This window comes from Synechococcus sp. RC10A2 (genome assembly GCF_047502605.1).
In genome coordinates, this window is the sequence record NZ_JANSHP010000042.1 from 245,973 (window position 1) to 268,530 (window position 22,558).

General features: G+C 61.5%; 20 protein-coding genes. 9 read left to right on the top strand and 11 right to left on the bottom strand.

The window, feature by feature from the left end:
• Window positions 1–3: 3 nt before the first annotated feature.
• From NW848_RS05420 to NW848_RS05430, 3 genes are read right to left on the bottom strand one after another with little or no spacing between them, the layout of a single operon-like run.
• Complete coding sequence (locus tag NW848_RS05420) at window positions 4–834, bottom strand: menaquinone biosynthesis family protein (RefSeq protein ID WP_414510676.1); 831 nt, start codon at window positions 832–834, stop codon at window positions 4–6.
• On the bottom strand, window positions 831–1,559 hold the full coding sequence (locus NW848_RS05425) for a hypothetical protein (RefSeq protein ID WP_414510677.1): 729 nt from the start codon (window positions 1,557–1,559) through the stop codon (window positions 831–833). The genes NW848_RS05420 and NW848_RS05425 overlap by 4 nt, the downstream gene beginning before the upstream one ends.
• 22 nt (window positions 1,560–1,581) lie before the next feature.
• Window positions 1,582–2,922, bottom strand: a complete 1,341-nt coding sequence (locus tag NW848_RS05430) for a multiheme c-type cytochrome (protein WP_414510678.1) — start codon at window positions 2,920–2,922, stop codon at window positions 1,582–1,584.
• Between the two features lie 84 nt (window positions 2,923–3,006).
• Between NW848_RS05430 and NW848_RS05435 the strand changes: the two genes are divergently transcribed.
• From NW848_RS05435 to NW848_RS05445, 3 genes are all read left to right on the top strand, one after another.
• Window positions 3,007–3,327 (top strand): nucleotidyltransferase family protein, encoded by a 321-nt coding sequence (locus tag NW848_RS05435; protein WP_414510679.1) that lies wholly within the window; start codon window positions 3,007–3,009, stop codon window positions 3,325–3,327.
• Between the two features lie 173 nt (window positions 3,328–3,500).
• Window positions 3,501–4,376 carry a UbiA-like polyprenyltransferase gene (locus NW848_RS05440; RefSeq protein ID WP_414510680.1) on the top strand — a complete coding sequence of 292 codons (876 nt, stop codon included), beginning with the start codon at window positions 3,501–3,503 and terminating at the stop codon, window positions 4,374–4,376.
• Window positions 4,376–5,161, top strand: coding sequence for a menaquinone biosynthetic enzyme MqnA/MqnD family protein (locus NW848_RS05445; RefSeq protein WP_414510681.1), 786 nt, complete (start codon window positions 4,376–4,378; stop codon window positions 5,159–5,161). Before NW848_RS05440 ends, NW848_RS05445 begins: the two co-directional genes overlap by 1 nt.
• Before the next feature lie 169 nt (window positions 5,162–5,330).
• Here the strand turns inward: NW848_RS05445 and NW848_RS05450 are convergent, their stop codons facing one another.
• Complete coding sequence (locus NW848_RS05450; RefSeq protein WP_414510682.1) at window positions 5,331–6,629, bottom strand: bifunctional 3,4-dihydroxy-2-butanone-4-phosphate synthase/GTP cyclohydrolase II; 1,299 nt, start codon at window positions 6,627–6,629, stop codon at window positions 5,331–5,333.
• A gap of 88 nt (window positions 6,630–6,717) precedes the next feature.
• Between NW848_RS05450 and NW848_RS05455 the strand changes: the two genes are divergently transcribed.
• Both NW848_RS05455 and NW848_RS05460 read left to right on the top strand, forming a co-directional pair.
• A complete protein-coding gene (locus NW848_RS05455) occupies window positions 6,718–8,049 on the top strand; it encodes a GH1 family beta-glucosidase (protein ID WP_414510683.1) in 1,332 nt (443 codons plus the stop codon).
• A gap of 84 nt (window positions 8,050–8,133) precedes the next feature.
• Complete coding sequence (locus NW848_RS05460; protein ID WP_414510684.1) at window positions 8,134–9,324, top strand: M48 family metalloprotease; 1,191 nt, start codon at window positions 8,134–8,136, stop codon at window positions 9,322–9,324.
• On the opposite strand, the gene NW848_RS05465 is transcribed toward NW848_RS05460, so the two are convergent.
• The gene (locus NW848_RS05465; protein ID WP_414510685.1) at window positions 9,321–10,547 is read right to left on the bottom strand and encodes a hypothetical protein; all 1,227 of its coding nucleotides are present in this window, start codon (window positions 10,545–10,547) and stop codon (window positions 9,321–9,323) included. The genes NW848_RS05460 and NW848_RS05465 overlap by 4 nt on opposite strands.
• Window positions 10,548–11,117: 570 nt before the next feature.
• Here NW848_RS05465 and gspE point away from each other — a divergent pair.
• Window positions 11,118–12,851 (top strand): type II secretion system ATPase GspE, encoded by a 1,734-nt coding sequence (gspE, locus tag NW848_RS05470; protein WP_414510686.1) that lies wholly within the window; start codon window positions 11,118–11,120, stop codon window positions 12,849–12,851.
• Between the two features lie 9 nt (window positions 12,852–12,860).
• On the top strand, window positions 12,861–13,721 hold the full coding sequence (locus NW848_RS05475) for an HDOD domain-containing protein (protein ID WP_414510687.1): 861 nt from the start codon (window positions 12,861–12,863) through the stop codon (window positions 13,719–13,721).
• Between the two features lie 437 nt (window positions 13,722–14,158).
• On the opposite strand, the gene NW848_RS05480 is transcribed toward NW848_RS05475, so the two are convergent.
• From NW848_RS05480 to NW848_RS05505, 6 genes are all read right to left on the bottom strand, one after another.
• Window positions 14,159–15,457: a sigma-70 family RNA polymerase sigma factor gene (locus tag NW848_RS05480; protein WP_414510688.1), complete on the bottom strand. Its 1,299-nt coding sequence runs from the start codon at window positions 15,455–15,457 to the stop codon at window positions 14,159–14,161.
• Between the two features lie 78 nt (window positions 15,458–15,535).
• Complete coding sequence (locus NW848_RS05485) at window positions 15,536–16,747, bottom strand: type II secretion system F family protein (protein ID WP_414510689.1); 1,212 nt, start codon at window positions 16,745–16,747, stop codon at window positions 15,536–15,538.
• 12 nt (window positions 16,748–16,759) lie between these two features.
• Window positions 16,760–17,941 (bottom strand): type IV pilus twitching motility protein PilT, encoded by a 1,182-nt coding sequence (locus NW848_RS05490; protein ID WP_414510690.1) that lies wholly within the window; start codon window positions 17,939–17,941, stop codon window positions 16,760–16,762.
• An 87-nt stretch (window positions 17,942–18,028) separates the two neighbouring features.
• Window positions 18,029–18,448 (bottom strand): universal stress protein, encoded by a 420-nt coding sequence (locus NW848_RS05495; RefSeq protein ID WP_414510691.1) that lies wholly within the window; start codon window positions 18,446–18,448, stop codon window positions 18,029–18,031.
• A 2-nt stretch (window positions 18,449–18,450) separates the two neighbouring features.
• Window positions 18,451–20,370, bottom strand: a complete 1,920-nt coding sequence (locus NW848_RS05500) for an APC family permease (RefSeq protein ID WP_414510692.1) — start codon at window positions 20,368–20,370, stop codon at window positions 18,451–18,453.
• Window positions 20,371–21,186, bottom strand: a complete 816-nt coding sequence (locus NW848_RS05505; protein WP_414510693.1) for an NTP transferase domain-containing protein — start codon at window positions 21,184–21,186, stop codon at window positions 20,371–20,373.
• A 439-nt stretch (window positions 21,187–21,625) separates the two neighbouring features.
• Here NW848_RS05505 and NW848_RS05510 point away from each other — a divergent pair, with 439 nt between their 5' ends.
• On the top strand, window positions 21,626–21,844 hold the full coding sequence (locus tag NW848_RS05510) for a hypothetical protein (protein ID WP_414510694.1): 219 nt from the start codon (window positions 21,626–21,628) through the stop codon (window positions 21,842–21,844).
• 57 nt (window positions 21,845–21,901) lie between these two features.
• Window positions 21,902–22,540 (top strand): hypothetical protein, encoded by a 639-nt coding sequence (locus NW848_RS05515; RefSeq protein WP_414510695.1) that lies wholly within the window; start codon window positions 21,902–21,904, stop codon window positions 22,538–22,540.
• Window positions 22,541–22,558: the final 18 nt, after the last annotated feature.

Sequence of the window (22,558 nt, forward strand, 5' to 3'; positions counted from 1 at the left end):
GCTCTAACCCGTCGGGCAATAGTGAATGCTTGCTTGGGGCACAATTCCTACCTCCGCGCCGCGGCGCAGGAACTCTTCAATCGCATGCCTGCCGCGCTCGCCCATCTCCAGCGTCAGCGCGTTCACATACATCCCCACGAAACGGTCGACAGTGTCAGGGTCAATCCCGCGCCCGAACTGCATAGCGTAGCGCATCGCCTGCTCGCGATTCTCCAGCCCCAGCCGAATGCTCTCGCGGAAGGCGCGGGCAATCTCGCGCTGCACTGCTTCGGGCAAATCGCTCCGCACGGTGTTAATCCCCAACGGCAGGGGTAGCCCGCCCGTCTGCTCGCCCCACCAAACGCCTAAATCCAGCAGCAGGTGCAGCCCTGCCTCACGATGCGTCAGTTGTCCCTCGTGAATCAGCAGTCCAACGGGAACCTCGCCGCGCTGCACGGCGGGCATAATCGCGTCGAAGGGCATCTCGACAGTCTTGGCGTCGGGCAGAAACAGGCGCAGCGCAAGGTACGCGCTGGTCAGGTAGCCAGGCACGGCAATCGTGTAGTCCTGCAGATGCTCCAGCGGGATGGGTTCGCGCGCGACCAGCCTCGGTCCGTAGCCGTCGCCGAAGCTGCCCCCATGCGCCAGCACGCAGTAGCGGTCGGCGACATAGGCAAGGTTATGCACCGACATCGCCGTGAACTCCAGTTTGCCCTCGCGCGCCCACTCGTTGAGCGTCTGAATGTCGCGCAGCACATGCTCGAACTGGAGGGGGGTGTCTACTAAGCCTTCGGCGAGCGCCCAGAACATGAAGGCGTCGTCGGCGTCGGGGCTGTGTCCGAGCCGAATGGTCATCGTGCGCCCTCCGCCTGCGCCAGCCCGCGCTGCTTCGCCGCCTCGAAGCCCTTCACAATCTCCTGCGCGATTTCCTCGTCGTAGATGGGGAAGATTTGCACATCGGAGCTTTGGAGCATCGAGAATCGGCTCATCAGCCACCAGCTGCTGCCGACTTCGGGGCTGATAATCGGCGACGCCCACGGCTGCTCGCCAACCATAATGAGCAGTCGCTCGTCGCGGGGTTTCTCGCCGAGCGCGCGGAATCGGGCGACCTGCTCGCGGGCGTAGTGCCACAGGCGAGCGCGCCCCTCAGAAGTCAAGCGCAGATGCACGATAAAAAACCGCCCTTGCGCCCGTAGCGTCTCGGCGGCGCGCTCCTCTACCCACGCCTTTTCAATATGCTGCTCGGTCAGCACCACAGGCAGCGTGCGGATGACCTCCTCAATCGGCACGCGCTTGAAGTTCTGCTGATCCTCCGCGCCGAATTCGGGGCGCGCGAAGTCCGCCTCGCGCAGCTGCTCCATCACTTTGGGCACTTCGTGCGTGATGATGATTTTCCAGCGGCGCTCCTCCATCTCGCGCGCAGGGAAGCCGAACACCGTGAAGCGCGACGGCTGCAGCTTCGAAAGTTGCATCCGACTCGCCTGATAGTAGCCGATGCCCATGTTCCCAAAGTAGAGCGCGAGCAGCACCCCAATTACAAGGATTGCAATCCGCGTCGCAGAACGCTGACCTGTGCGCATAACGCCTCAAGTATACCCGTCGCTACTTTTTGAAGCCGTGTTCGATCTTCTTCCAGTAGGTCGGGAAGTCAAAACCAGGGCTGTGCGCGGGCACATGGCATGTCATGCACGACTGCTCGCCCGCCTTGCCCAGCCGATGCTTTTCGGGGTCTTGCACATGCTTGCGGGCGGGACCGTGGCAGCTCTCGCAGCCGACATCTTTGAGGGTGGGCGTCTTCTGCATGCTCTGGAAGCCGCCCTCGAACTCCAGCCCGACCACATGGCACACGACGCATTCGGGGTCTTTGTCGTGCTTCTCGTCAATGAGCGTCTGCATGGCTTTCGCGTGGGCGGTGCGCTGCCAGATGCGGTAGTCTTCCGAGTGGCAGGGCATGCAGGCGCGGCTGCCCGCGAAGGTATCGCCGTTGATTGTTGGGCGGCGCGGCACCATCGCCAGCAGGTCTTCCGCCTCCACCCGCGCCAAGTAGCCGAGCTTGAGCGCGAGCGCATGCTCGTCGTCCTTGAAGTCTTCGGTCAAGCGTATATGCTCTACGCGAGCGATTTCGTAGGGCGCATTCTCGTTCAGGTGTGCAATCCCGACGAACTTGGCGTCGTTGCCCGCAAACACAAGGCGCGTCTGCCCGACCTGCTTGGTAGGCAGGGGTCCGTCGCCGCCGCCCGCGTACACAATCAGGTGGAAGTAGGGGTGTGCCTGCGCCAACTGCGTCGCCTCCTGCGCCGCGCCGTAGAATAGCAGGACGCGCAGGTCACCCATCGATTCGATTTGCGAGCGCAGCGCATCCAGTTTCTGTGCGGCAGGAATGATACTTAGGTGCGGGTTGCGCTTGCGTATCGCGTCGGCATATTTCTCGGAGATTAGCCCCGCAATCAGCACACGCACGGGGCGGTTCAAGTGGCGTTTCTCGACCAGCGTGTAGGCGTCAAAGGCGGGGTTGCCCCCCTCCTGCACATTCCCGCAGAGCATTGTGCCTTTGAACTGCGCCTGCAACGCGCGCAGGTAGTCCATCCCCAGTTGGAAGTCGTACTTGCCCAAGTTGAGCGCGTCGTAGCCCATCGCGTTCAGCATCTCGATGAGCGCCTCGGCTTTCAGTTCGTCTTGGCGTCCCGCCGCTTTGGTCAGGTCGCCGTTTTCGAGTTTGAGCAGGGTGTGTTTCTCGGCGAGTTGCTTGAGCAAGGTGGCGCGGCGAGGGATGCCTCCGACCATCGGCTTGCTGCAGCCGCAGGGCGTGATGTAGCCATTAATCTCCGAGCCGAAGACGATACTCAACGACAGCGCGCGCGGCTCTGGCGCAGCAGGGCGATAGAAGCCCAACGCCGCAAGCGCGACAAACGGGATTAGCAACACCACCCATTTCGAACGCATGGTTTCACCCGCCCCTATTATACCAAACAGGCGGAAACTTTACATGGAAGAATAGAAGAGCTTCGCCCGCATAGAGGGTATCCTATGGGCACGGAGATGACCCTTGAGGCGCTTCTGAGAGCCAAGCGGGACGAAATTTTGCAGATTTGCGCAAAGTACGGCGCGCGGAATGTGCGCGTCTTCGGCTCCGTCGCGCGTGGCGAAGCAGACGAACAAAGCGATATCGACCTGCTCGTGGAGTTCGAACCCAACCGAAGCCTGCTCGACCACGCAGGGCTTTGGGTCGAACTTCAGGAGCTGCTGGGGGTTAAGGTAGATGTGGTGAGCGCGCACGGTCTCAAGCCTCGCATCCGTGAGCGAGTCTTGCAAGAGGCAATCCCACTATGCAGATCGAGGCGCTCATAAATCAGCTCCAGACGCAGGGTGGCAGTGAGTAGTTGCTTGCTTCAAGGCACGGTGGTACGAAGCGATGTAGTCTCACCACCCGTGCTAACAGGGCTACCACTTCCTCGAGATATGCATACGAAGCCACCGTATACCTGTACGAAGCCGCGGTCATGTGGGGTACAATTCGTGCGATGTCTATGCCAAGCCTGCGGGCGTCTTGGGGCAAAGTGCGCATCTTCCTCGAAGCCATCAAGTTCGAGCATACCATCTTCGCCTTGCCGTTCGCGCTGCTGAGTCTGCTCTACGCGGCGGAGGGTCTGCCGTCGGCGCGGGTGGTGGGCTGGATACTCGTGGCGATGGTTGCGGCGCGCACGGCGGCGATGGCGTTCAATCGGCTGGCAGACCGCGATGTGGACGCTCTGAACCCGCGCACGCGCACGCGCGCCCTGCCCGCAGGCTTGCTCACCCCCCGCCAGATGGCAACCGCGATGTGGGTAGCAATCCTCGTCTTCCTGTACGCGGCATGGCAGTTGAACCCGCTCTGCTTGATGCTTGCGCCTGTCGCGCTGGCGGTGATTTTGGGCTACTCGTACTCCAAGCGGTTCACGCCGCTGTCGCATTACTGGCTGGGGCTGTCGCTGGGGATTGCGCCGAGCGCGGTGTGGATTGCCGTGCGCGGCACGCTGGAGTTGCCCCCCGTGTGGCTGACGCTGGGCGTGATGTGCTGGGTTGCGGGCTTCGATATCCTGTATAGCCTGCAGGACGAGGCGTTTGACCGCGCGTATGGCTTGCGGAGCCTGCCGCAGACGCTGGGCGCAGCGCGGGCGATTCTCGTCTCGCGGTTGTCGCACGCGCTGTGCATCGTGCTGTTCGCGGTGGGGGGCGTCGCGCTGGGGGCGGGGGTGTGGTACTTCGTCGGCGTCGCCTGCGCCGCGCTGATGCTCGCCTACGAGCAGTCGCTGGTCAAGCCCAACGACCTGAGCCGTCTGAATGTCGCGTTTTTCACGCTGAACGGCTATGTGAGCATCGGGCTGTTCCTGTTCGCGCTGGTAGATCGGGTGCTGTAATGCGAAGACTGCGCGTAGGCAGTGTGCCCTATGTTAACGCCGCGCCGCTGACGCGCTGGCTGGAGACCGACGAGGCGTCGTCGTTTGTGGAGGTCGTGTACGCGCCGCCGTCCGTGCTGGCGCGGCAGTTGCAGGCGCGGGAGTTGGAGGTCGCGCTGGTTTCGTCGGTGGAGTTGGCGCGGCGCGACGATGTGCGCCCCGTCGCCGACCTGTGCATCGGCTCGCGCGATGCGGTGCTGAGCGTGCGCCTGTTCTGCAAAACGCCTTTGCGCCAGGTGCGCACGGTTGCGCTGGACACCAGTTCGCTGACCTCCGTCGCGCTGACGCAGATACTGCTCGCCCGCGCGTATGGCGTCGAAGCCAAGTATCGGCACGCCGCGCCCGATTTGGACGCAATGCTGCGTCAGGCGGACGCCGCACTTTTGATTGGCGACTTGGGGATGACGGCTGCGCACCCCGAAGTGCGCGAGGTGATGGACTTGGGCAGCGCGTGGCGCGCCTACACGGGGCTGCCATTCGTGTGGGCGTTGTGGCTTGCGAATGCCGAGACACCCGACCAGCCGCTTGCCGAACTGCTGCAACGCGCCTACCAGTGGGGCAAGGCGCACTTGGATGCGATTATCGATGCGGAGTCGCAGCGCACGGGCATTCCGCGCGCGGTGTGCCAACGCTACCTCAAGGATGTGATGGTCTATGAGTTAGACGAGTCGCTGCGAGCGGGGCTGGGGCGGTTTCTGCAAGAGTATGCCACACTACGCGAACACACCACACTTTTGGAGTGCTGAAGCACAAGCTTTAGCGGAAACCTTGCTTCCGCCTGGAGTTTGCCACACATTCACACCCGAAAAACTCATAACCAAAACGCCTGCAACCAACTCAACGACACACCCCCCTCCACACCCCACACCCAACCGCTATTTCTCTGCCCCTCTGCCTCAACTGTCGTGGCGGAACTTAGTCATCCCCGTCAACGGGGGAGGAATCGCCCCCCTCCTGCAGCGCGCTCATCGGCAGGAGGTGTCCCAGCTTTTCGGCTTTGGTGCGCAGGTAGCGGAGATTATGCGGATTGGGCGTCGCCACCAGCGGCACATGCTCGACGATCTCCAGCCCGTAGCCTTCCAGCCCCGCGATTTTCTTGGGGTTGTTGGTCAGCAGGCGGATTTTGCGCACGCCGAGGTCGACCAGCACCTGTGCGCCCAGTCCGTAGTCGCGCAGGTCGGGCTTGAACCCCAACGCTTGGTTCGCCTCGACGGTGTCGAGTCCGTGTTCCTGCAGGTGGTACGCGCGCATTTTGTTCACGATGCCGATGCCGCGCCCCTCTTGCAGGATGTAGACCAGCACGCCGCGCCCCTCGTCGGCGATTTTGCGCAGCGCGAGTTCCAGCTGCGAGCCGCAGTCGCAGCGCAACGAGCCGAGCAGGTCGCCTGTGATGCAACTGGAGTGCATGCGCACCAGCACAGGCTCGCCGTCGTCCACTTTGCCCATCACCAGCGCGAGGTATGGGTTCGGGTCTAACTCCGATTCATAAGCGTACACAGTGAAGTGCCCATACTTAGTGGGTAGCGCGACGGGCGGCGCGGCGCGTTGAATCAGTTTCTCGTGCTGGCGTCGGTAGGCAATCAGGTCGGCGATGGTTAAAATCTTCAGACCATGCTTGCGGGCGATTTCGATGAGTTGGGGCAGACGCGCCATCGAGCCGTCCTCGTTCAGAATCTCGCAGATAACGCCTGCGGGGAACAGCCCTGCCAGTCGCGCGAGGTCAACCGCGGCTTCGGTGTGCCCTGCGCGGCGCAGCACGCCTCCAGGCGCGGCGCGTAGCGGGAACACATGCCCTGGACGCACGAAATCGTCGGGCTTGGCGTTCGGGTCGCAGAACTTGCGGATGGTGAGCGCACGGTCGAACGCCGAGATGCCCGTGCTGATGCCCTCGCGGGCGTCAATCGCTTCCGCCATCGGCGTGCCGAACTGTGCTGTGATGGCTTTGGTCATCATCGGGATGCCGAGTTCGTCCAGCCGTGCGCCGTCGGTCGGCAAACAGAGCAGCCCGCGCCCATGCACCACCATGAAGTTCACCTCTTCGGGGGTGACCTTCTCGGCTGCCATCAGGAAATCGCCCTCGTTCTCGCGGTCTTCGTCGTCGACCACGATGAGCATGCCCCCGTTGCGGATGATCTCGACGGCTTCCTCAACGGTTGCGAACACCTGCGGGTCGCGCTCCTGTGCTGTTTCCACGACGCCTGTCGGGGTATGCATCACTCAAATTATACCTTAGAGGGGCTTTGGCGCATAGATTTGCCACTGTTGCAGGAACCTCCGCTCAGAGCGCGAACTCGCATGTGCTATGCGGTTTCCGAAAGACTTCCTGTGGGGCGCGGCGACGGCGGCGTATCAAATTGAAGGCTCGCCGTTAGCGGACGGCGCGGGGGCGTCTATCTGGCATCGTTTCAGCCACACACCAGGAACCATTCTGAACGGCGACACGGGCGATGTGGCGTGCGACCATTACCACCGCTGGCAAGAAGACATCGAGTGGATGAAGCGGCTGGGGCTGAACGCCTACCGCTTCTCGGTGGCGTGGGGGCGCATATTGCCCACGGGGCGCGGCGCGGTCAATCACAAGGGGCTGGACTTCTACAAGCGGTTGGTGGACGGGCTGCTCGGCGCGGGCATTACGCCGATGATTACGCTGTACCACTGGGACCTGCCTGCTGAGTTGCAAGATATGGGCGGCTGGGCGAACCGCGACTGCGCCAAGTGGTTCGCCGACTACGCCTGCCTGATGTTCCGCGAGTTAGGCGACCGCGTGCATTTGTGGGCGACGCTGAACGAGCCGTGGGTGGTGATGGCGTTGGGCTACCTGTGGGGGCAGCACGCGCCTGGCATCCGCGACATCGGCGCGGCGGCGAAGGCAGGACACCACATGCTGCTTGGGCACGGCAAGGCGGTGCAGGCGCTGCGCGGGCTGGGGCTGCCCAACGCGCGAATCGGCATCGTGACGAACCTCGGTCCGCAACAGCCTGCCAGCGACAGCCCCCAAGACCAAATGGTCGCCACGCTGTGGCACAACTTCATCAACCGCTACTTTTTAGACCCCATCTTCCGTGGCGAGTACCCCGACACGGTGCTGAACTTTATCGGCGAGTTCGCGCCCAGGGTCGCTCCCGACGATATGCAAACCATCGGAACGCCCATCGACTTTCTCGGCATAAACTACTACACGCGCAATGTCATCGCCTACGATGCCAGTGAGCCTATCGGCTCGCGCACGGTGTACCAAGAGGGCAGACTGCATACCGAGATGGGCTGGGAGGTCTACCCCGAGGGCTTGTACGAAATCTTGAAGTGGGTTCGCGACGAATACGGCGCAATCCCACTATATATCACTGAGAATGGTGCGGCGTTCCCCGACGCGCCCAACGCGCAGGGCGAAGTGGACGACCCGCTGCGTGTGGACTACATTCGCGCTCACTTGGAGCAGGCACACCGCGCCATCCACGACGGCATCCCCCTGCGCGGCTACTTCTACTGGTCGCTGATGGACAACTTCGAGTGGGCGTTTGGCTACAGCAAGCGGTTCGGGCTGTTATATGTGGACCATGCAACGCAGCGGCGCGCGATGAAAACCAGCGGACGCTGGTACGCCGAGTTCATCGCGGGGCAACGGGGCGGCTAACCGCGTGAGATGTGCTATAATAGGGAACGACTCTGCGTCGCGCATCGTCTATAGTTTTCGGACGCGCCGCTGTGGGGAAAGACCATGCGAGTGCTTTGGAAGCCGATTCACCTGCTGATTGCCTGTCTGGTGCTGGTGGGGAGTCTCGTCGCGCAGGAACAAGCGCGCGAGCAGCCCACCCTTTCGCCACGCGACCAGCAGGAGGTGGAATTCGGCAAGAAGGTCGTCGCCGAAATCGAGAAGCAATACAAGTTTATCACTGACCCCGAACTGGTGGAGCGGGTCAATCGGATTGGGCAGACGCTGGCAGAGATTGCTCGCCAGACCCGCACAGAGGCGCGCTACGGCGAGTCGGGTCCTGCGCCGTTTGAATACACCTTCCGCATTATCGACGAGAAGGATGTGAACGCCTTTTCGGTGCCTGGGGGCTTTATTTTCGTGAACAAGGGGCTGCTGGACTTTGTGTCCAGCGACGACGAGTTGGCGGCGGTGCTGGCGCACGAGATTGCGCACGCGGCGCATCGGCATGTGATGAAACTCATCCGCGACGATGTGAAGGTTCAGCAAAGCGTGCTGCTGCCTGCGCTGTTGGTGGGCATCTTCGGGCGGCTGCCGTCGCAGGATTTCGCGGGGCTGATGACGGGCGCGCAACTGTATCGCATCGCCCGCGTGAGCAGTTTCAGCCAGGAGGCGGAGACCGATTCTGACCTGACCGCGCTGGAATACCTGCGCCGTTCGCCGTACAACCCCGTGGGGCTGCTGGTGTTTATGGAGCGGCTGGCGGCGGAGGAGCGCAAGCGTCCCCAGATTGACTGGGGCATCTTCCGCACGCACCCGATTACGCGCGAGCGCGTGGAGACCATCAGACGCGCCCTGCAGGAGTACGGCATCCCCATCCGCCGCCGCGAGGTCAGCCCCGCCCTGGCAGTCCACGCCCTCATGGAAGACAAAGAGCAACCTGACGGTCTCTACACCGTGCAGTTTGAGAAGATTCGTATCTTCACCCCTGCGCCCCATGCGGAGCTGGGCAGCTCCCGTGCCCGCGCGGAACGGATTGCAGGAATGCTCAACACCTTGCTGGACGACGGCGTGCAACTGTTTGAGGTGCAGCTGAGCGCGGACAAGCGTGGGGTGCTGGTCAAGGGTCAGGAGGTCGTGCGCATCACGGACGAAGACGCTCAACTTGCGGGCAAGCCTGCGGAGGCGGTCGCGGAAGCTACGCGCGAAGCCATCCGCCGCCTGCTCTGGAGCGACGCCGTACGCATGAGCTTTTAGTCCAGCATCGAAGCGTTCCACGCTGCAACCTGCGCGATTTGTTGCCAGTGTGCGCTGGGCTGTCCATCCGACCCAAGCGCGCCCGCGCTGGAGGCTGTGGCGCGCAGGGGAACCTGCAGCGCAACCACATACGCTTTGCTGAGCGCGATCAGGCACGCCTGCTCCACCCACGCCAGCGGCTCGTCGCGCGAGAAAACACTGTAGCCTCCTTCAGGGGGGAGGCTGATGCTCAGGTGTATCGGCTTGCCCAGCTCGCCATAGCGCTCCAGCAACTGGTCGAGGTCGTAGAGCGTGCCGTCGTACCACTGCCATTCTAAGTGGACGGCTTCGTAGGGCACACCTGCTTCGGTACACTGCGCCAGCAGCGCGTAGGGGCTGTGTGCCTCGTAAAAACCGTGCGCCCCGTGCAGCAGGCGCATGATGCCGAAATCGGCGTCGCGCCCAGCCTCACACAGCGCGCCAATCTGCTGCGTCAACCGCTCGGATGGCTTGCAGTGGTGCAAGTGCGCCGCGATGTTCCAGTAGCGCACGCTGCCCCGATAAGCGGTGATAGCGTCGCGGAGCGCGTCTACAGACTGCGGGAAGCGGTCGCACTCCGCCCAGAACGCGGCGACGGCGGTGCGCATGCCCTGCGCCTGCTGGAGCAGGGGTCGCCGTCCGTCGGACGGGTCTAACTTGCGAAGGGTGATAAGGTTCAAGGGCGGCGCTAAGGCAGCGAGGGGCGTCTCTCCATCGGCAGGCTCTTCAGCCCAGACGCCCCACAGGAAGGCTGTGCGCCCGTGCATCCGCTCCAGTCGCGCGCGTGCGAGGCTCACTACGCTCGCTTCGGCGGCGGCGACGCTTGCCGCGAGGCACTCCACCCACCGCTGCTCGCGATGCAACGCCTGCGCTTGCTGAAGGCGTTCCTGCGCCGTTTCCATCGGCGCGCCGCGCCGCGCGTATTGCCTGACGAGCGTACTTGCTGCCCTGAAGTAACAATCTGCCAAGTTGCGTTCCAGCACGATTTGTTGGGTGCGTGCGTGGAAACTGTTCCCCCACAGGTACACACGCCCGACGCCCTTCAGTAGTGCAGGGTAGGCGATACCGAACGGGGCAGGCGGTATCGTCGCCGTCTCTCCGACGCAAGGTGGCGCGAGGCTCAGCGCGTCGCCCTCGCCGTTCGTCCAGCGCAGCAGCGTCCAGTCGTCCACCGCACCTGCCGTGCGTATCTCCAGTCGGCTCACATGCCCTATTTTCGGTTTTTTGCAACCGAAACTGCAGGATAGGCGCTCCAAATGAGAAGGCGGACGAAGTTCGGATCTCGCCGCGCCCCCAGCCGCCCGCGAATTTCTGAGAATTTACCCCGAATTTCCCCCCAATTTGCCCTTAAAACCCCCTTAACCCCTTGACAAACGGGCGTTCGATGTGCTATAATTAAGGCGTCGTTGGGGAAACCTGACGACGCAGCCCGAGTGCAGAGGGAAAGCCCCTGCCGTTGGGAACCTCGCGCAGCCTGTGTCCCGCTTCGCTGCGCAAGCAGGAAGCGTAAGGCGCGCGAGGGGTAATGCGGAAGCCTGCGCCCCAGCAAAGGCGACCGCAAGCAGCGGGTTAGGAACGCTCGGAACCAGAGCGCCCACTCGAGGAGTGATAGGACGCCTACGGATCGGCGGCAACGTCGGTCAAGGCTCCAAAGCTTCGAAGCGACGCTCTGTGGGAAGGCGGCTCCGAAAAGGACTTCCCCAAAGCGCTCGGGCACTTTCTTTTTCCCTATGCGTGTGAAAATGCCCCCTTCTGTGGAATAATCCCCCTCGACGATGGGGTACGGAGGCGCAACGGGCTTTGTCGGCATCGCTGACCTCTTCCTGCAAATGGGGCTAATCACTGAGCAGCAACTCCACGAAGCGCTCCAGAAGCAGCAGGAGGGCGTGCCGTTGCCTCTGGAACACCTACTGGTGCAACTCGGACACATTACCGAGAAAGACCGCGTGCGCGTGATGGGACATCACTGGGGCGTGCCGTTTGTAGACCTCGTCGACACCCCGCCAGACCCACAACTCGCCTCGATGCTCACCCCAGAACTGGCGAGACGCTACCGCGCCGTGCCCGTCGCCAAAGAGAATGGGCGATTGCTCGTCGCGATGGCAGACCCACTGGATATCTTCGCCATCGATGAAATCCGCCAGCACACGAAGCACGAAATCGAAGCTGCCATCGCCACCGAAGAGGACATCCAGAACGCCCTCAAGCGCCTCTACCGCACCGACACTGCCGTCTCGGACACCGTCAAGGAGCTGATGCGCGACCTCGGCGAGAGCGAGATGCTCCTGCACGACAACGCCGAGGACGAGCTTTCGGCAGAGGAGCTGCGTGAAATCGCCGACGACGCGCCCGTGGTGCGCTTGGCGAACATGATTATCACACAAGCAATCACCGACGGCGCGAGCGACATCCATATTGAACCCACGCGCGAGTGCCTCAAGGTGCGCTATCGCATCGACGGCGTGATGATCGACTCGATGGTGCTGCCCAAGCGGGTGCAGGCGTCGCTCACCTCGCGCTTCAAAATCTTGGCAGATATGGACATCGCCGAGAAGCGCGTCCCGCAAGACAACCGCATCAGCGCGACCATCGACGGACGCGAGTACGACTTCCGTGTCTCCACCCTGCCGTGTATCTATGGCGAAAAAATCGTTATGCGCGTGCTGGACAAATCCAGCGTGCGCGTCGGTCTCGAAAAGCTCGGTTTCCTGCCCGATACGCTTGCCAAGTTGGAGGAGGTCGTCAGCCGCTCCTACGGGATTATTCTCGTGACGGGTCCCACAGGGTCGGGCAAGTCCACCACGCTTTACTCGATACTCTCGAGGCTGAACACAGGACTGGTGAACATCATCACGGCGGAAGACCCCGTCGAGTACGAGTTGCCTGGCATCAATCAGGTGCAGGTGAACCCGAAGGCGGGGCTGACCTTCGCGAGCGCACTGCGAGCGATGCTGCGCCAAGACCCCGACATTATCATGGTGGGCGAGATGCGCGACCGTGAGACGGCAACAATCGCGATCGAAGCCGCGCTGACAGGGCACTTGGTGCTATCCACCCTGCACACGAACGACTCGTCGAGTGCGCCGCCGCGCCTGACCGAAATGGGCGTCGAGCCGTTCATGATAGCGTCCTCGCTGATTGCTGTGCTGGCGCAGCGGCTGGTGCGCACCCTCTGTCCCCGTTGCAAGGAACCATACCAACCCACCGAATCGGAGTTCACCCGCTACGGGTTCACCCCGCCGCCGAACCTACACGAGATTACGATTTACCGCGCGAAGGGCTGCGAAAACTGTAAAAACACAGGCTACAAAGGGCGCACGGGCATCCACGAACTGCTGGTGATGTCTGACCCTATGCGCGACCTCATTCTCAAGCACGCAGCGGCGTATGCTATCCAGAAAGTTGCCGTGGAACACGGCTTGCGCCTACTCAAGGAGGACGCTTTACAGAAAGTGCTGCTCGGACGCACGAGCATCGAGGAGATCGTGCGCGTCATCTATAGTGGATAGGAGGCTACCATGGTCACGCAAACGCAATCGGTAGGGCAGGTCGTGCAGAAGGTGCGAGACCTTGCCGTGTTGCCGCAGGTCGTACATCAAATCATCCACCTGACCAGCAATCCCAACGCGAGCGCGAAGGACTTGGAGCGGCTGATTAGCATCGATCAGGGGATGTCCACGCGCGTGCTGAACACAGTCAACTCGGCGTACTACGGCTTCTCGCGCAAGATTGCCTCCATCAAGGACGCAGTAGTGCTGCTGGGGTTCAAGGCAGTACGCAATCTGGCGATGACAGTGAGCGTGTTCGACCTGTTTGTGGGCAAGACCGATCGGCAGAACCTGCGGCGGGGCAAGTGGTGGCGTCATTCGATAGACACGGCGCTGTGCGCGCGGCTGATTGCTTCACAGGTGTCGGGCGTCTCGCCAGATGAGGCGTACACGGCGGGGCTGCTGCACGACATCGGCAAGCCGCTTTTAGACCGCTACGGCGACGCGCCCTACGAACAGGTGGAAGACCTCGTGGCGCAAGGCGTGCCTGAGCTAACGGCGGAGCAGCAGGTGTACGGCTGCGACCACGCGGCGGTGGGGCGCGCCGTGAGCCTGCACTGGGGCTTTCCCGAAAAACTCGTGGAGGCAATCGGTTGCCACCACGCCGACTCGTCGGACGGGCTGCAGGACGCACCGCTCACGGCGGTCGTCGTGCTGGCGAACCATGTGGCGCACCTGCTGCGTCAGCCCGACGCGCCCGACGACTGGTGGTTCGACCTGCCCCAGTGGACTGTAGACACGCTCCACCTCACGCCGCAGCAGTTGCAGTCGCTGTATCTGGGCTGTGAGGTAGAGATTCAGTCTTCGCCGATGGTGGCGCTGGGGCGGTAGGGAAGCGCACAGTCGGCGCGGTATATGGCTGTGAGGTAATAAGAGACTGTCGAGCAATTGTCAGGCATAGGGTATCCTATCCCTGTGGGAGCCATAAGTGGTTAGCGCGTCGCTTAGCGAGAATGCGGAAATGCTCGACAGCCTCTAAGTGCCCATGCAGTAAGATTTCGAGATTGCTTACCCCAACCCCGACCTTCCTGATAAGGGTACGGCAATCAAGCATTGAATTCTCAGGGTGGGCACAATTTTTCCAGCGTGAGCGGAAGAGGGGGAACGGTAGGGCGCACCGCCGTGCGCCCCTACATCCCTCTCCCACACGATGGGAGAGGGGCTGGGGGTGAGGGCAAAAAACGCGAACACCGCGCACGTAGCAAGCCCGAGCAGTGTATCCTCATCAGCTCCTCACTCTTTGGTAAGGGTATACCGCACGAGAGCTTCTAAGCCGCCTCCCCATGCAATCGAGTGCGCGCCCGATGCTCCAGCAGTCGCTGCTCGGCAGCGCGCATAATTTGCTCGTAATCGTCGCAGTCGCGCGGGTAGAACGCCCAGCCGAAGTAGATGTGGAACCGCTCGTGCATCGAGGGGCTGAACGCTGTTAGGAGCCACTCTTCGAGTGCGGCTGCCACGCGCTCGGCGATTTTAGGCGCGTGTTCGCCCGCGTAGGGCAGCAGCAGTCCCAGCGTGGTGTGTCCGTACCTCCCAACAATATCCGCTTTTCGCGTTGCCTCGCGCACGACCGCCGACGCCTGCAGCAGCAGTTCGCCAATTGCGAACTCGCCCAGCGCGTCCAGCGCACTCTTTTCGGTCGCGAACTCGAAGATGGCGAAGCCCACACTCTGGTCATAGCGTGCGGCGCGCTGCACCTCCTCGCGCAGGCGCACGGCGAGGTAGTCCGCCGAGAACAGCCCCGTCTGCGGGTCTAAGATACGCGCCTCAAAATCGCCACGCGCCAGCGCACGCGCACGGAACCGCTGCTCGTCAATCCATTCCGCCTCGCTAATAATCCGCCGCAGCTTCTGCGTCGCGTTCCTCAATATGTGCGAGACATAATTACACGATATTTTAAGCATATGCGCGATTTCGGTCTGGTTGTAGCCTTCCTCAAAAAACAGGTGGAGTACCTGTTGCTCAATCTGCTTTAGCTGACGCATAGCGGTCTCCACGACGACGCGCTCCTCAATCGGCAGGTTGAAGGTCTGGCACGGCTCGCAGTGCAGTTTTTCGAGGTCGTAGCCGTTCCATTCCTCTTCCTCGTCTTCGTAGATGGCGTCAAGCGAGCTGACTTTGAACACCTCGCGCGTCATCAGCACATCTTCGACGGCTTTGGCGGTCATACCTAAAAACTCGGCAATCTCTTGCGTGGTGGGCGGGCGTCCATAGCGCGCGCTCAGTTCGTTGACCACGCGGTTGATTTTGCTGTTCAACTCTTGGAGCCAGGCAGGCTCTTTGATAATTTTGCCCTTGTCGCGCAAGTAGTGCTTGATTTGCCCGACAATCAGGTGCGTGGCGTAGGTGGTGAACTTGACGCCCTTTTCGGGCTTGAACAAGTCCAGCGCGTTGAGCAGCCCCAGATAGCCCTCTTGGATAAGGTCTTCGATGGGTTCGCCTGAGCCGATGAACTTACGGGCGATGCTTTCCACCAGCCCCGACAGCTGAATCGTAATCGCGTCGCGCAGTTCAAGGTCGCGCGTCTGGCAATACTCCAACACCAGTTCCTCCGTATCCCGTTTTAGCATGGCGCGCTCCTCCTGAGCGTGTGTGGCGCGGTCATCCCGACCGCGCAGGCAGGGCGGGCAACAGCCCGCCCAACCGAGCTACTGAATCGCATTAATCAGCTTGAACATCGGCATCATAATCGAGATGGCGATGAACCCGACGATGCCGCCGAGAAACACAATAAGCAACGGCTCGATCATCGAGGTCAGCCCCTTGATAGTCGCGTCCACCTCCTGCTCGTAGAAGTCGGCGATTTTGACCATCATTTCGGAGAGGCGTCCCGATTCCTCGCCGATGTCGAGCATGTGGATGACCATCGATGGGAAAAGTCCTGTGGCGGCGAAGGGTGCGCTGAGCGGCTGCCCTTCGCGGATGCTTTGGCGCGTGCCCTCGATGGCGGTCGCCAGCACCTGGTTGCCCGAAGTCTGCCCGACAATCTCCAGCGTGCGCATCAGCGGCACGCCGCTGGCGACCAGCACGCCGAAGGTACGCGCGAACCGCGCCACCGCCAGCTTCATCACCAAGTCGCCGAAAATCGGAACCTTGAGCTTGAGGTAGTCGTACTGGTAGCGTCCGCGCGGCTTGCGGATATACGCCCTGATTGCGAACACCACGCCCACCAGCGCGCCTGCAATCGCCCACCAGTAGCCCACCATGAAGTCGCTCGCGCTGAACAGGAACTTGGTCATCGTGGGCATCTCCACATTCATGCTGGCGAATATCTCCTTGAACTTTGGCAGCACGAAGGTGAAGATGGCGATCAGCACGAGAAACGAGAAGACCAACACCATCACGGGATACATCATCGCCGACTTGATTTTCTGGCGCACTTCGAGGTCTTTCTCGAGGAAGGTCGCCAGTCGGTCTAAAATCTGGTCTAAGATACCCGCCACCTCCGCCGCGCGAATCATGTTCACGAACAGGTCGGAGAACACCAGTGGGTGCTTCTCCATCGCCTCGTTGAGCGCCATGCCCGCTTTGACATCCTTGCGGATGGCGTCGATAGCGTTTTTGAGCGCGTGGTCTTTCGTCTGCGTGTGCAGGATGTCCAGACAGCGCAGGATGGGGATGCCCGCGTCGATCATCGTGGCGAATTGGCGGGTGAACAGCACCAGCGCCTGCAGTTTCGGCTTTTTGGGCTTGCCGAACCCGCTGAACAGTTGCGTCTTGGCGCGTTGGGGCGCGACGCGCACCACATGCAGCCCCTGCTCGTGCAGTTTCGCAAGCACGAGCTGCTCGTTGTCGGCTTCTATCGCGCCTTTGAGCGTGCGCCCCTTGTTATCGACGGCTTCGTATCCGTACAGCGGCATAGCCTATCCTCCTTAGGCGGTCTTCAGCAGTTGCGTGAAGTTCTCCTTGTCCATCGCGCGGTTGACGGCTTCCTCGTAGGTGATGTAGCCGTTGCGGTGCAGGTCTGCCAGCGCACGATCCATCGTAATCATGCCCTGTCCCGACTGCGTTTCCATAATCGAGTAAATCTGGTGCGTTTTGCCCTCGCGGATGAGGTTGCGGATGGCAGCGTTGGCGAGCATCACCTCGATGGCGGCGATACGCCCACCGCCAATCATCGGGATCAGTTGCTGCGCGAAGACCGCCTCGATAGTGTTCGCCAGCAGCACGCGAATCTGTTCCTGCTGGTGCGGCGGGAAAACATCGATGATACGGTCGATGGTCTGCGGGGCGTTGCGCGTGTGGAGGGTGGCGAACACGAGGTGCCCCGTCTCGGCGAGGGTGAGCGCGGCTTGGATGGTTTCCAAATCGCGCATCTCGCCAATCAGGATGACATCGGGGTCTTCACGCAGCACGGCGCGCAGGGCGTTGTGGAAGCTTTCGGTGTCGGTATGCACCTCGCGCTGGTTGACCATCGCTCGCTTGTGCGTGTGGACATACTCGATGGGGTCTTCGATGGTCATGATATGGCACGGGCGCGTCTGGTTGATGAGGTCAATCATGCACGCCAGCGTGGTGGACTTTCCAGAGCCTGTGGGACCCGTGACCAGCACCAGCCCGCTGTGTTTTTTGACCACCTCGTAGATGACCGACGGCAGGCGCAGCGACTCGATTGAAGGGATTCGCGACGGAATCACGCGCATCGCAGCGGCGACCGCGCCCTTTTGCATGTAGACATTGAAGCGGAACCGCGCCGTGTCTTTGACCGTGTAGGCGAAGTCCAGCTCGTGGTGGCGTTCGAACTGCTCCAGTTGCTGGTCGTTCAGCGCTTCGTAGACGAGGCGTCGGGTGTCGTGCGCCGTGAGTGGCTTGTAGGGCAGGGGTGTGAGATGCCCGCTCAAGCGAATTGTGGGCGGCAGTCCCACTGTCAAGTGCAGGTCTGAGCCGCCGCGCTCCACGCACTGGCGCAGCAAATCGTCGATAGTGATGTCCTCCACCGACTGCTCGTCGCCTGCAATTTGCAGGGTGACATCGCTCGCCTGATTCGTGGGCTGCTCCTCGTCGTCCGCTGCCTCCAGCCCGACCAGTTTCCGCCAATCGAAGTGCTGTTCCATAGTGACCCCCTCGGCAGGTTTTGAGCCGAGAGTATTTTGGGCAGGGCGGGGCAAAAACTTTACCGCGAAATTGCCTGTGGGTGGTGTTCAGAGAGGTTCGTAGCAGAGCCACACGGGGCAGGGGGCGTGCCGCATCACATAGGCGACGATGCCGACTCCCAGCGGGTTCTCCAGCGGCAGCAGTTTGCGGTGGTCAGTTAGCACCAGCAGGTCGGCTTCCACCTCTTCTGCCTCGCTGACCAGTCCCTGACCGACTTCACGCGCTTGCACTAAGTCGGCGGCGGCGACCACGCCCTCCTCCTGCGCGATATGTTCGGCTTCCAGAAGCATCTGCTCGGCTTCCTTCGCGCCCGGCGGTTCGGGATCGTCCACCGCGTGGGTGTAGCCGACTGCCAACACATAGACCAACCGCAGGTTGCTGCGCGTGTGCTTCGCAAGGCGACACAGCCAGCGCAACACGCGCTTGTCATGCTCACTGCCGCGATACGCCATCAGAATCGTCCGCATATCTATCGCTCCAAAAAGTAGCGCACAGTAGAGACCACCACCTTCGGCTTTTTCATCAGCGCAAGGCGCAGAATCCACGCCGACTGATTATGCAGCAGGTGATGCCACCACTTGCGCGGATAAAACTCTGGGATGACGACCGTCACCTGATCCAACGGTTCGCGCTCCATAAGTTCGTCGAGGTACTCCTCGATAGGTTCCGTTAGCGAGCGGTGTTCCGAGTCGAGGATGACGAGCGGGATGTCGGGCACGAATTGCCGCCACTCTTGTTGCATCTTCTCGGCAGCGGGGGTAACGAGGCGCAGTTCGGTCTCTTCGTCTTTGGTGCGCTTAAGCACGCGGCGATAGACGGCGGGCGGGCGCGGGTCAAGGTTGACATGGAGCGCGACAATCTCGTCAGGGTGACTGAGCAAGCGCGCATAGTCCAGCGCTTGCAGCACGCCCTGATGAACGCTGGGAACCAGCACGACCACCTTGTGGCGCAGAGTACGCGGCTCCGTCGGCTTGGGCTTCAACTGCCCCTTGATGGCCATGTAGTGTTCATGTACCTTGAAGAGCAAGAACATCAGCACGCCGATAGAGACCAGCGTGATCCACGCGCCGTAGCGGAAGTTGGCGATGAGTTGCGTCATCAGCACCAGTCCCGTGGTACACGCGCCGAAGCCGCTAATCATCATGCCGATGCGCCAGCGTGGAGGCTTGAGACGCGCAAATCGGCGCGCCATCCCCGCCTGCGAGAGCGTGAAGCCAATAAAGACGCCCACCGCATACAGCGGTATCAGGGAGTGCGTGTCGCCCCGAAAGTAGACAATCAGCAGCGCGGACAGCACACCCAGCAGGATAATCCCGTTGTTGAACACGAGGCGGTCGCCCAAGTTTGCCAACTGGCGCGGCGCAAACCGCGCATTCGCCAGCACCGACGATAGGCGCGGGAAGTCCACATACGCCGTGTTCGCTGCCAGAATCAGAATCAACATCGTGGCAGCCTGAACCACATAGTAAAACCATTCGAACGGCGTGCCTTCTAACACTGTGCGTGCTAAGCGTGAGGTGAGCGTCTCCACAATCTCGCCCTGTTCGTTTTTGACAGGCAGCACATGGAAATGCGAAGCAGTGTAGGTGATTCCCAGCACCAGCCCCGCCAGGATGATTGCCATCAGCAGTAGGGTCAGCGCGGCGTTGCGCGATTCGGGCGACTTGAACGCAGCGACGCCGTCCGAAATCGCCTCCACGCCCGTCAGCGCGGAGCAGCCCCGCGCAAATGCCGTTAGGATGACCAGCCAGCTAAGCGTTACCGCGCCCTCGCCGTAGGGAGGGTAGGGGGCAGGGCTAATGTCGCCCGCGAAGCCGCGCAACAGCCCCACCAGAATCAGAATCGCGAAGGTCAATACGAAGCCGTAGGTGGGCGGTGCGAATACTAAGCCCGATTCGCGCGCCCCGCGCAGGTTAATCAGCGTCATCAGCGCGATAAACAGGATGCAGAGCGAGACGCGGTAGGGCAGCAGGGCAGGGAACGCCGAGATAATCGCGTTCACGCCTGCCGCGATACTCACCGCAACAGTCAGGGTATAACCGACCAGCAGAGCAGACGCCGCCAGCACGCCCCAGAACTCGCCCAGATTCTCGCGCGACACAATAAACGCGCCGCCGCCCTGCGGATACGCATACACTGTCTGGCGATACGAGAACACCACGATAAACAACAGCGCGACGACCGCCAGCGAGATGGGGAACGCCAAGCGCAACGCCTCCTCGCCCGCCGACCACAACACAAGCATCATCTCCTCGGTGGCGTAGGCGGAGGACGAAAGCGCGTCGGAAGCGAACACAGGCAAAGCCAACAGCACGGGCAGGCGCTCATGGCGCACCCGCCGCGTCGAAAGCACAGGACCAATCAGTAGCCGCCAGATTCTGCCCAGCATTTAGGTGTTCGACGGGTTAGTATACCTGCTGTGCGCCCGCAGCCACGCCTGCGCGTAGCGGTAGTCTTCCTCCGTATCCACATCGTATGCCAGTTCAGGGGCGGCGTTCAGGTAAAAATGCAGTCGTGCACCCAGCAACTGCTCCGCTATCGGGGGTAGGCTACTCAGCGCAAGCCGTCCCGTGAGGAACCGCGCCGCCAACGGCGCGCCCGTCGCCGCCAGATGGTAATGGAAGGTGCGCAAAAGCGTCAGGGCAACCCTACCCGCCGACTTGCGCGCCGCCGCCAGCCGACGCAAAAGCGGCAACTGCGCCTCCAGAAATCCCACCCGCATCACACTCGCCGACGCGCTCAGAAACCGCCCCTCCGCGAACTGGAGCGCAGTGTAAGGTGCGCCAGGGAACATCTGCACGAACGCCGATTCGGGCGTCCAAGCGACCACCACATCGGCGTCAGGCGGCGCGGTGTGTATCAAATCGCACAGCGCGTCCCCCGTCAGCATCGGCAAGTCCACAGCGCAGTGCAGAAACTGGGCATCCGAAGGTAGTCCTAACCGCTCCACCCCACGCAACAGGTTATCAATCGGGTCGTTGCCCTCCACGGCGAACAGAATCTCAGCGTCAAGCGTCGGCAGCGCGTGCAGTAGCAACTCCGAGCCGACGACGGCAATCCGCTCCACTCCGCTCTGTTGCAGGGCGTGCAGCACGCGCGTAATCAGCGTCGCGCCGTGCAGCGAAAAAAGCCCCTTGACCGAGTGCCCCGCGACCTCCGACAGCGGCGCATTCGCCCGTCCTCCCGCGATGAGTATCGCGTCCATCCTGCCGAATTATAACGCGCGGGCGCACCCTGCGGAATGGGACTTAAGTCCTAATTTCGCCTTTGTCCAGGCGCGCCGTGAGTCTGTATGAAGACGGGTCGGTGTGGTACAGTCGGTATTATGGGTATAACCTGGGCGGCAGTCGGGCGATGGTGATGCGGGACGATGCGGTGAACGGTTCGCACTGGGATATGTACAGCTACGACGAGGTGTCTGGGCGGTTGGCGTCGGTGCAGGATATGTGGACGGGTGAGACGAACGGTTTTGCGTGGAACCCTGAGGGCACTTTGGCGCGGTGGTCAAATAATGAGCCGAACAGCTACGCGCGTGTGTTCAGGTACGACGAGGAGGGTCGGTTGGTGAGGATAGAGCGGGACTACGGGGCTGGTGGTGTGCAGGCAGCGTATGAGCACGGGTACAATAGCGACGGTGCGCGTGTGTGGCAGCGGGATGTGCTGAACGGGCAGGAGTACAGGAGTATCGGTATGTGTGTCGTATCGGGTGTGGCGGTGTGCCGATGCGGGTGTATAACCGACCGATGAGCGGCGGGAGTTGGGCGACCGTGGAGGATTACTTGCCCCCAGAGAACGCGCTGGAGTACAATCAGAACTGGTGGTATCGGCATTCAGAGTGTATGAATCAGAAACCTACGCACTGAGGATAAGGAGGATGGCTTATGTGGGATTCACAGCGAAATAACCCTGAGGCAACAAAAGTGACTCTTGAGCTCGCTACCGACTACTTCGAAGTGATCGCAACTGCGCGTTCAACACGCCTGCTACCCGGGCAACGCTGCCTGATTGCGCTGGTGCGCAAAACCGCTGCTGCCCGTGCAGGGGAGGAATATTATCAGGATCCTGGGAATGTTTCTGTTGTCGTCTTTGGAGAGCGTAGGGATGGTCTCCCCAAACGCCTCTGGGAGCAACTCGTTGGACATGGCTGCGGCGGCACACTGCTTGTACGCGACCTGAATCGCGACCGCAAAGACGAAATCTTTTTCTGGGTGGATGGCCAGGCGTGTGCTGCAGGTGTGTTGCAGATGGTGCGCTCCAACCAAGCACGCTGGCTTTATCGGAACGAGGGGCGCTTCCGAGCGGAAGCACGCGATATGAACCGAGATGGGCTATGGGAGATTGTGGAGTCGTGGTTGACCGTTCAACTGGACGAACCGTACTATTCTCAGATAGCTACGCGGCGCTGCTTGTTCGCACGCAAGATATGGCAGTGGGACAAGCGTAGAGGGGAGTACCGCCTTTGGAAGGTGGAGCCTGATTGGGAAACTCAGAAGCGATTATCGCGGGATGAGTTGCTTCGCACGCCAGGTTCAAGAGATATTTTGGAGCAGCAGAAGTAGAAAATAGCGGTTGGGCGA

What these genes read in the sequence shown, in the direction of transcription:
- NW848_RS05420 (WP_414510676.1), bottom strand. Translation starts at nt 834, where the DNA reads ATGACCATTCGGCTCGGACACAGCCCCGACGCCGACGACGCCTTCATG.
- NW848_RS05425 (WP_414510677.1), bottom strand. Translation starts at nt 1,559, where the DNA reads ATGCGCACAGGTCAGCGTTCTGCGACGCGGATTGCAATCCTTGTAATT.
- NW848_RS05430 (WP_414510678.1), bottom strand. Translation starts at nt 2,922, where the DNA reads ATGCGTTCGAAATGGGTGGTGTTGCTAATCCCGTTTGTCGCGCTTGCG.
- NW848_RS05435 (WP_414510679.1), top strand. Translation starts at nt 3,007, where the DNA reads ATGGGCACGGAGATGACCCTTGAGGCGCTTCTGAGAGCCAAGCGGGAC.
- NW848_RS05440 (WP_414510680.1), top strand. Translation starts at nt 3,501, where the DNA reads ATGTCTATGCCAAGCCTGCGGGCGTCTTGGGGCAAAGTGCGCATCTTC.
- NW848_RS05445 (WP_414510681.1), top strand. Translation starts at nt 4,376, where the DNA reads ATGCGAAGACTGCGCGTAGGCAGTGTGCCCTATGTTAACGCCGCGCCG.
- NW848_RS05450 (WP_414510682.1), bottom strand. Translation starts at nt 6,629, where the DNA reads ATGCATACCCCGACAGGCGTCGTGGAAACAGCACAGGAGCGCGACCCG.
- NW848_RS05455 (WP_414510683.1), top strand. Translation starts at nt 6,718, where the DNA reads ATGCGGTTTCCGAAAGACTTCCTGTGGGGCGCGGCGACGGCGGCGTAT.
- NW848_RS05460 (WP_414510684.1), top strand. Translation starts at nt 8,134, where the DNA reads ATGCGAGTGCTTTGGAAGCCGATTCACCTGCTGATTGCCTGTCTGGTG.
- gspE (WP_414510686.1), top strand. Translation starts at nt 11,118, where the DNA reads ATGGGGTACGGAGGCGCAACGGGCTTTGTCGGCATCGCTGACCTCTTC.
- NW848_RS05475 (WP_414510687.1), top strand. Translation starts at nt 12,861, where the DNA reads ATGGTCACGCAAACGCAATCGGTAGGGCAGGTCGTGCAGAAGGTGCGA.
- NW848_RS05480 (WP_414510688.1), bottom strand. Translation starts at nt 15,457, where the DNA reads ATGCTAAAACGGGATACGGAGGAACTGGTGTTGGAGTATTGCCAGACG.
- NW848_RS05485 (WP_414510689.1), bottom strand. Translation starts at nt 16,747, where the DNA reads ATGCCGCTGTACGGATACGAAGCCGTCGATAACAAGGGGCGCACGCTC.
- NW848_RS05490 (WP_414510690.1), bottom strand. Translation starts at nt 17,941, where the DNA reads ATGGAACAGCACTTCGATTGGCGGAAACTGGTCGGGCTGGAGGCAGCG.
- NW848_RS05495 (WP_414510691.1), bottom strand. Translation starts at nt 18,448, where the DNA reads ATGCGGACGATTCTGATGGCGTATCGCGGCAGTGAGCATGACAAGCGC.
- NW848_RS05500 (WP_414510692.1), bottom strand. Translation starts at nt 20,370, where the DNA reads ATGCTGGGCAGAATCTGGCGGCTACTGATTGGTCCTGTGCTTTCGACG.
- NW848_RS05505 (WP_414510693.1), bottom strand. Translation starts at nt 21,186, where the DNA reads ATGGACGCGATACTCATCGCGGGAGGACGGGCGAATGCGCCGCTGTCG.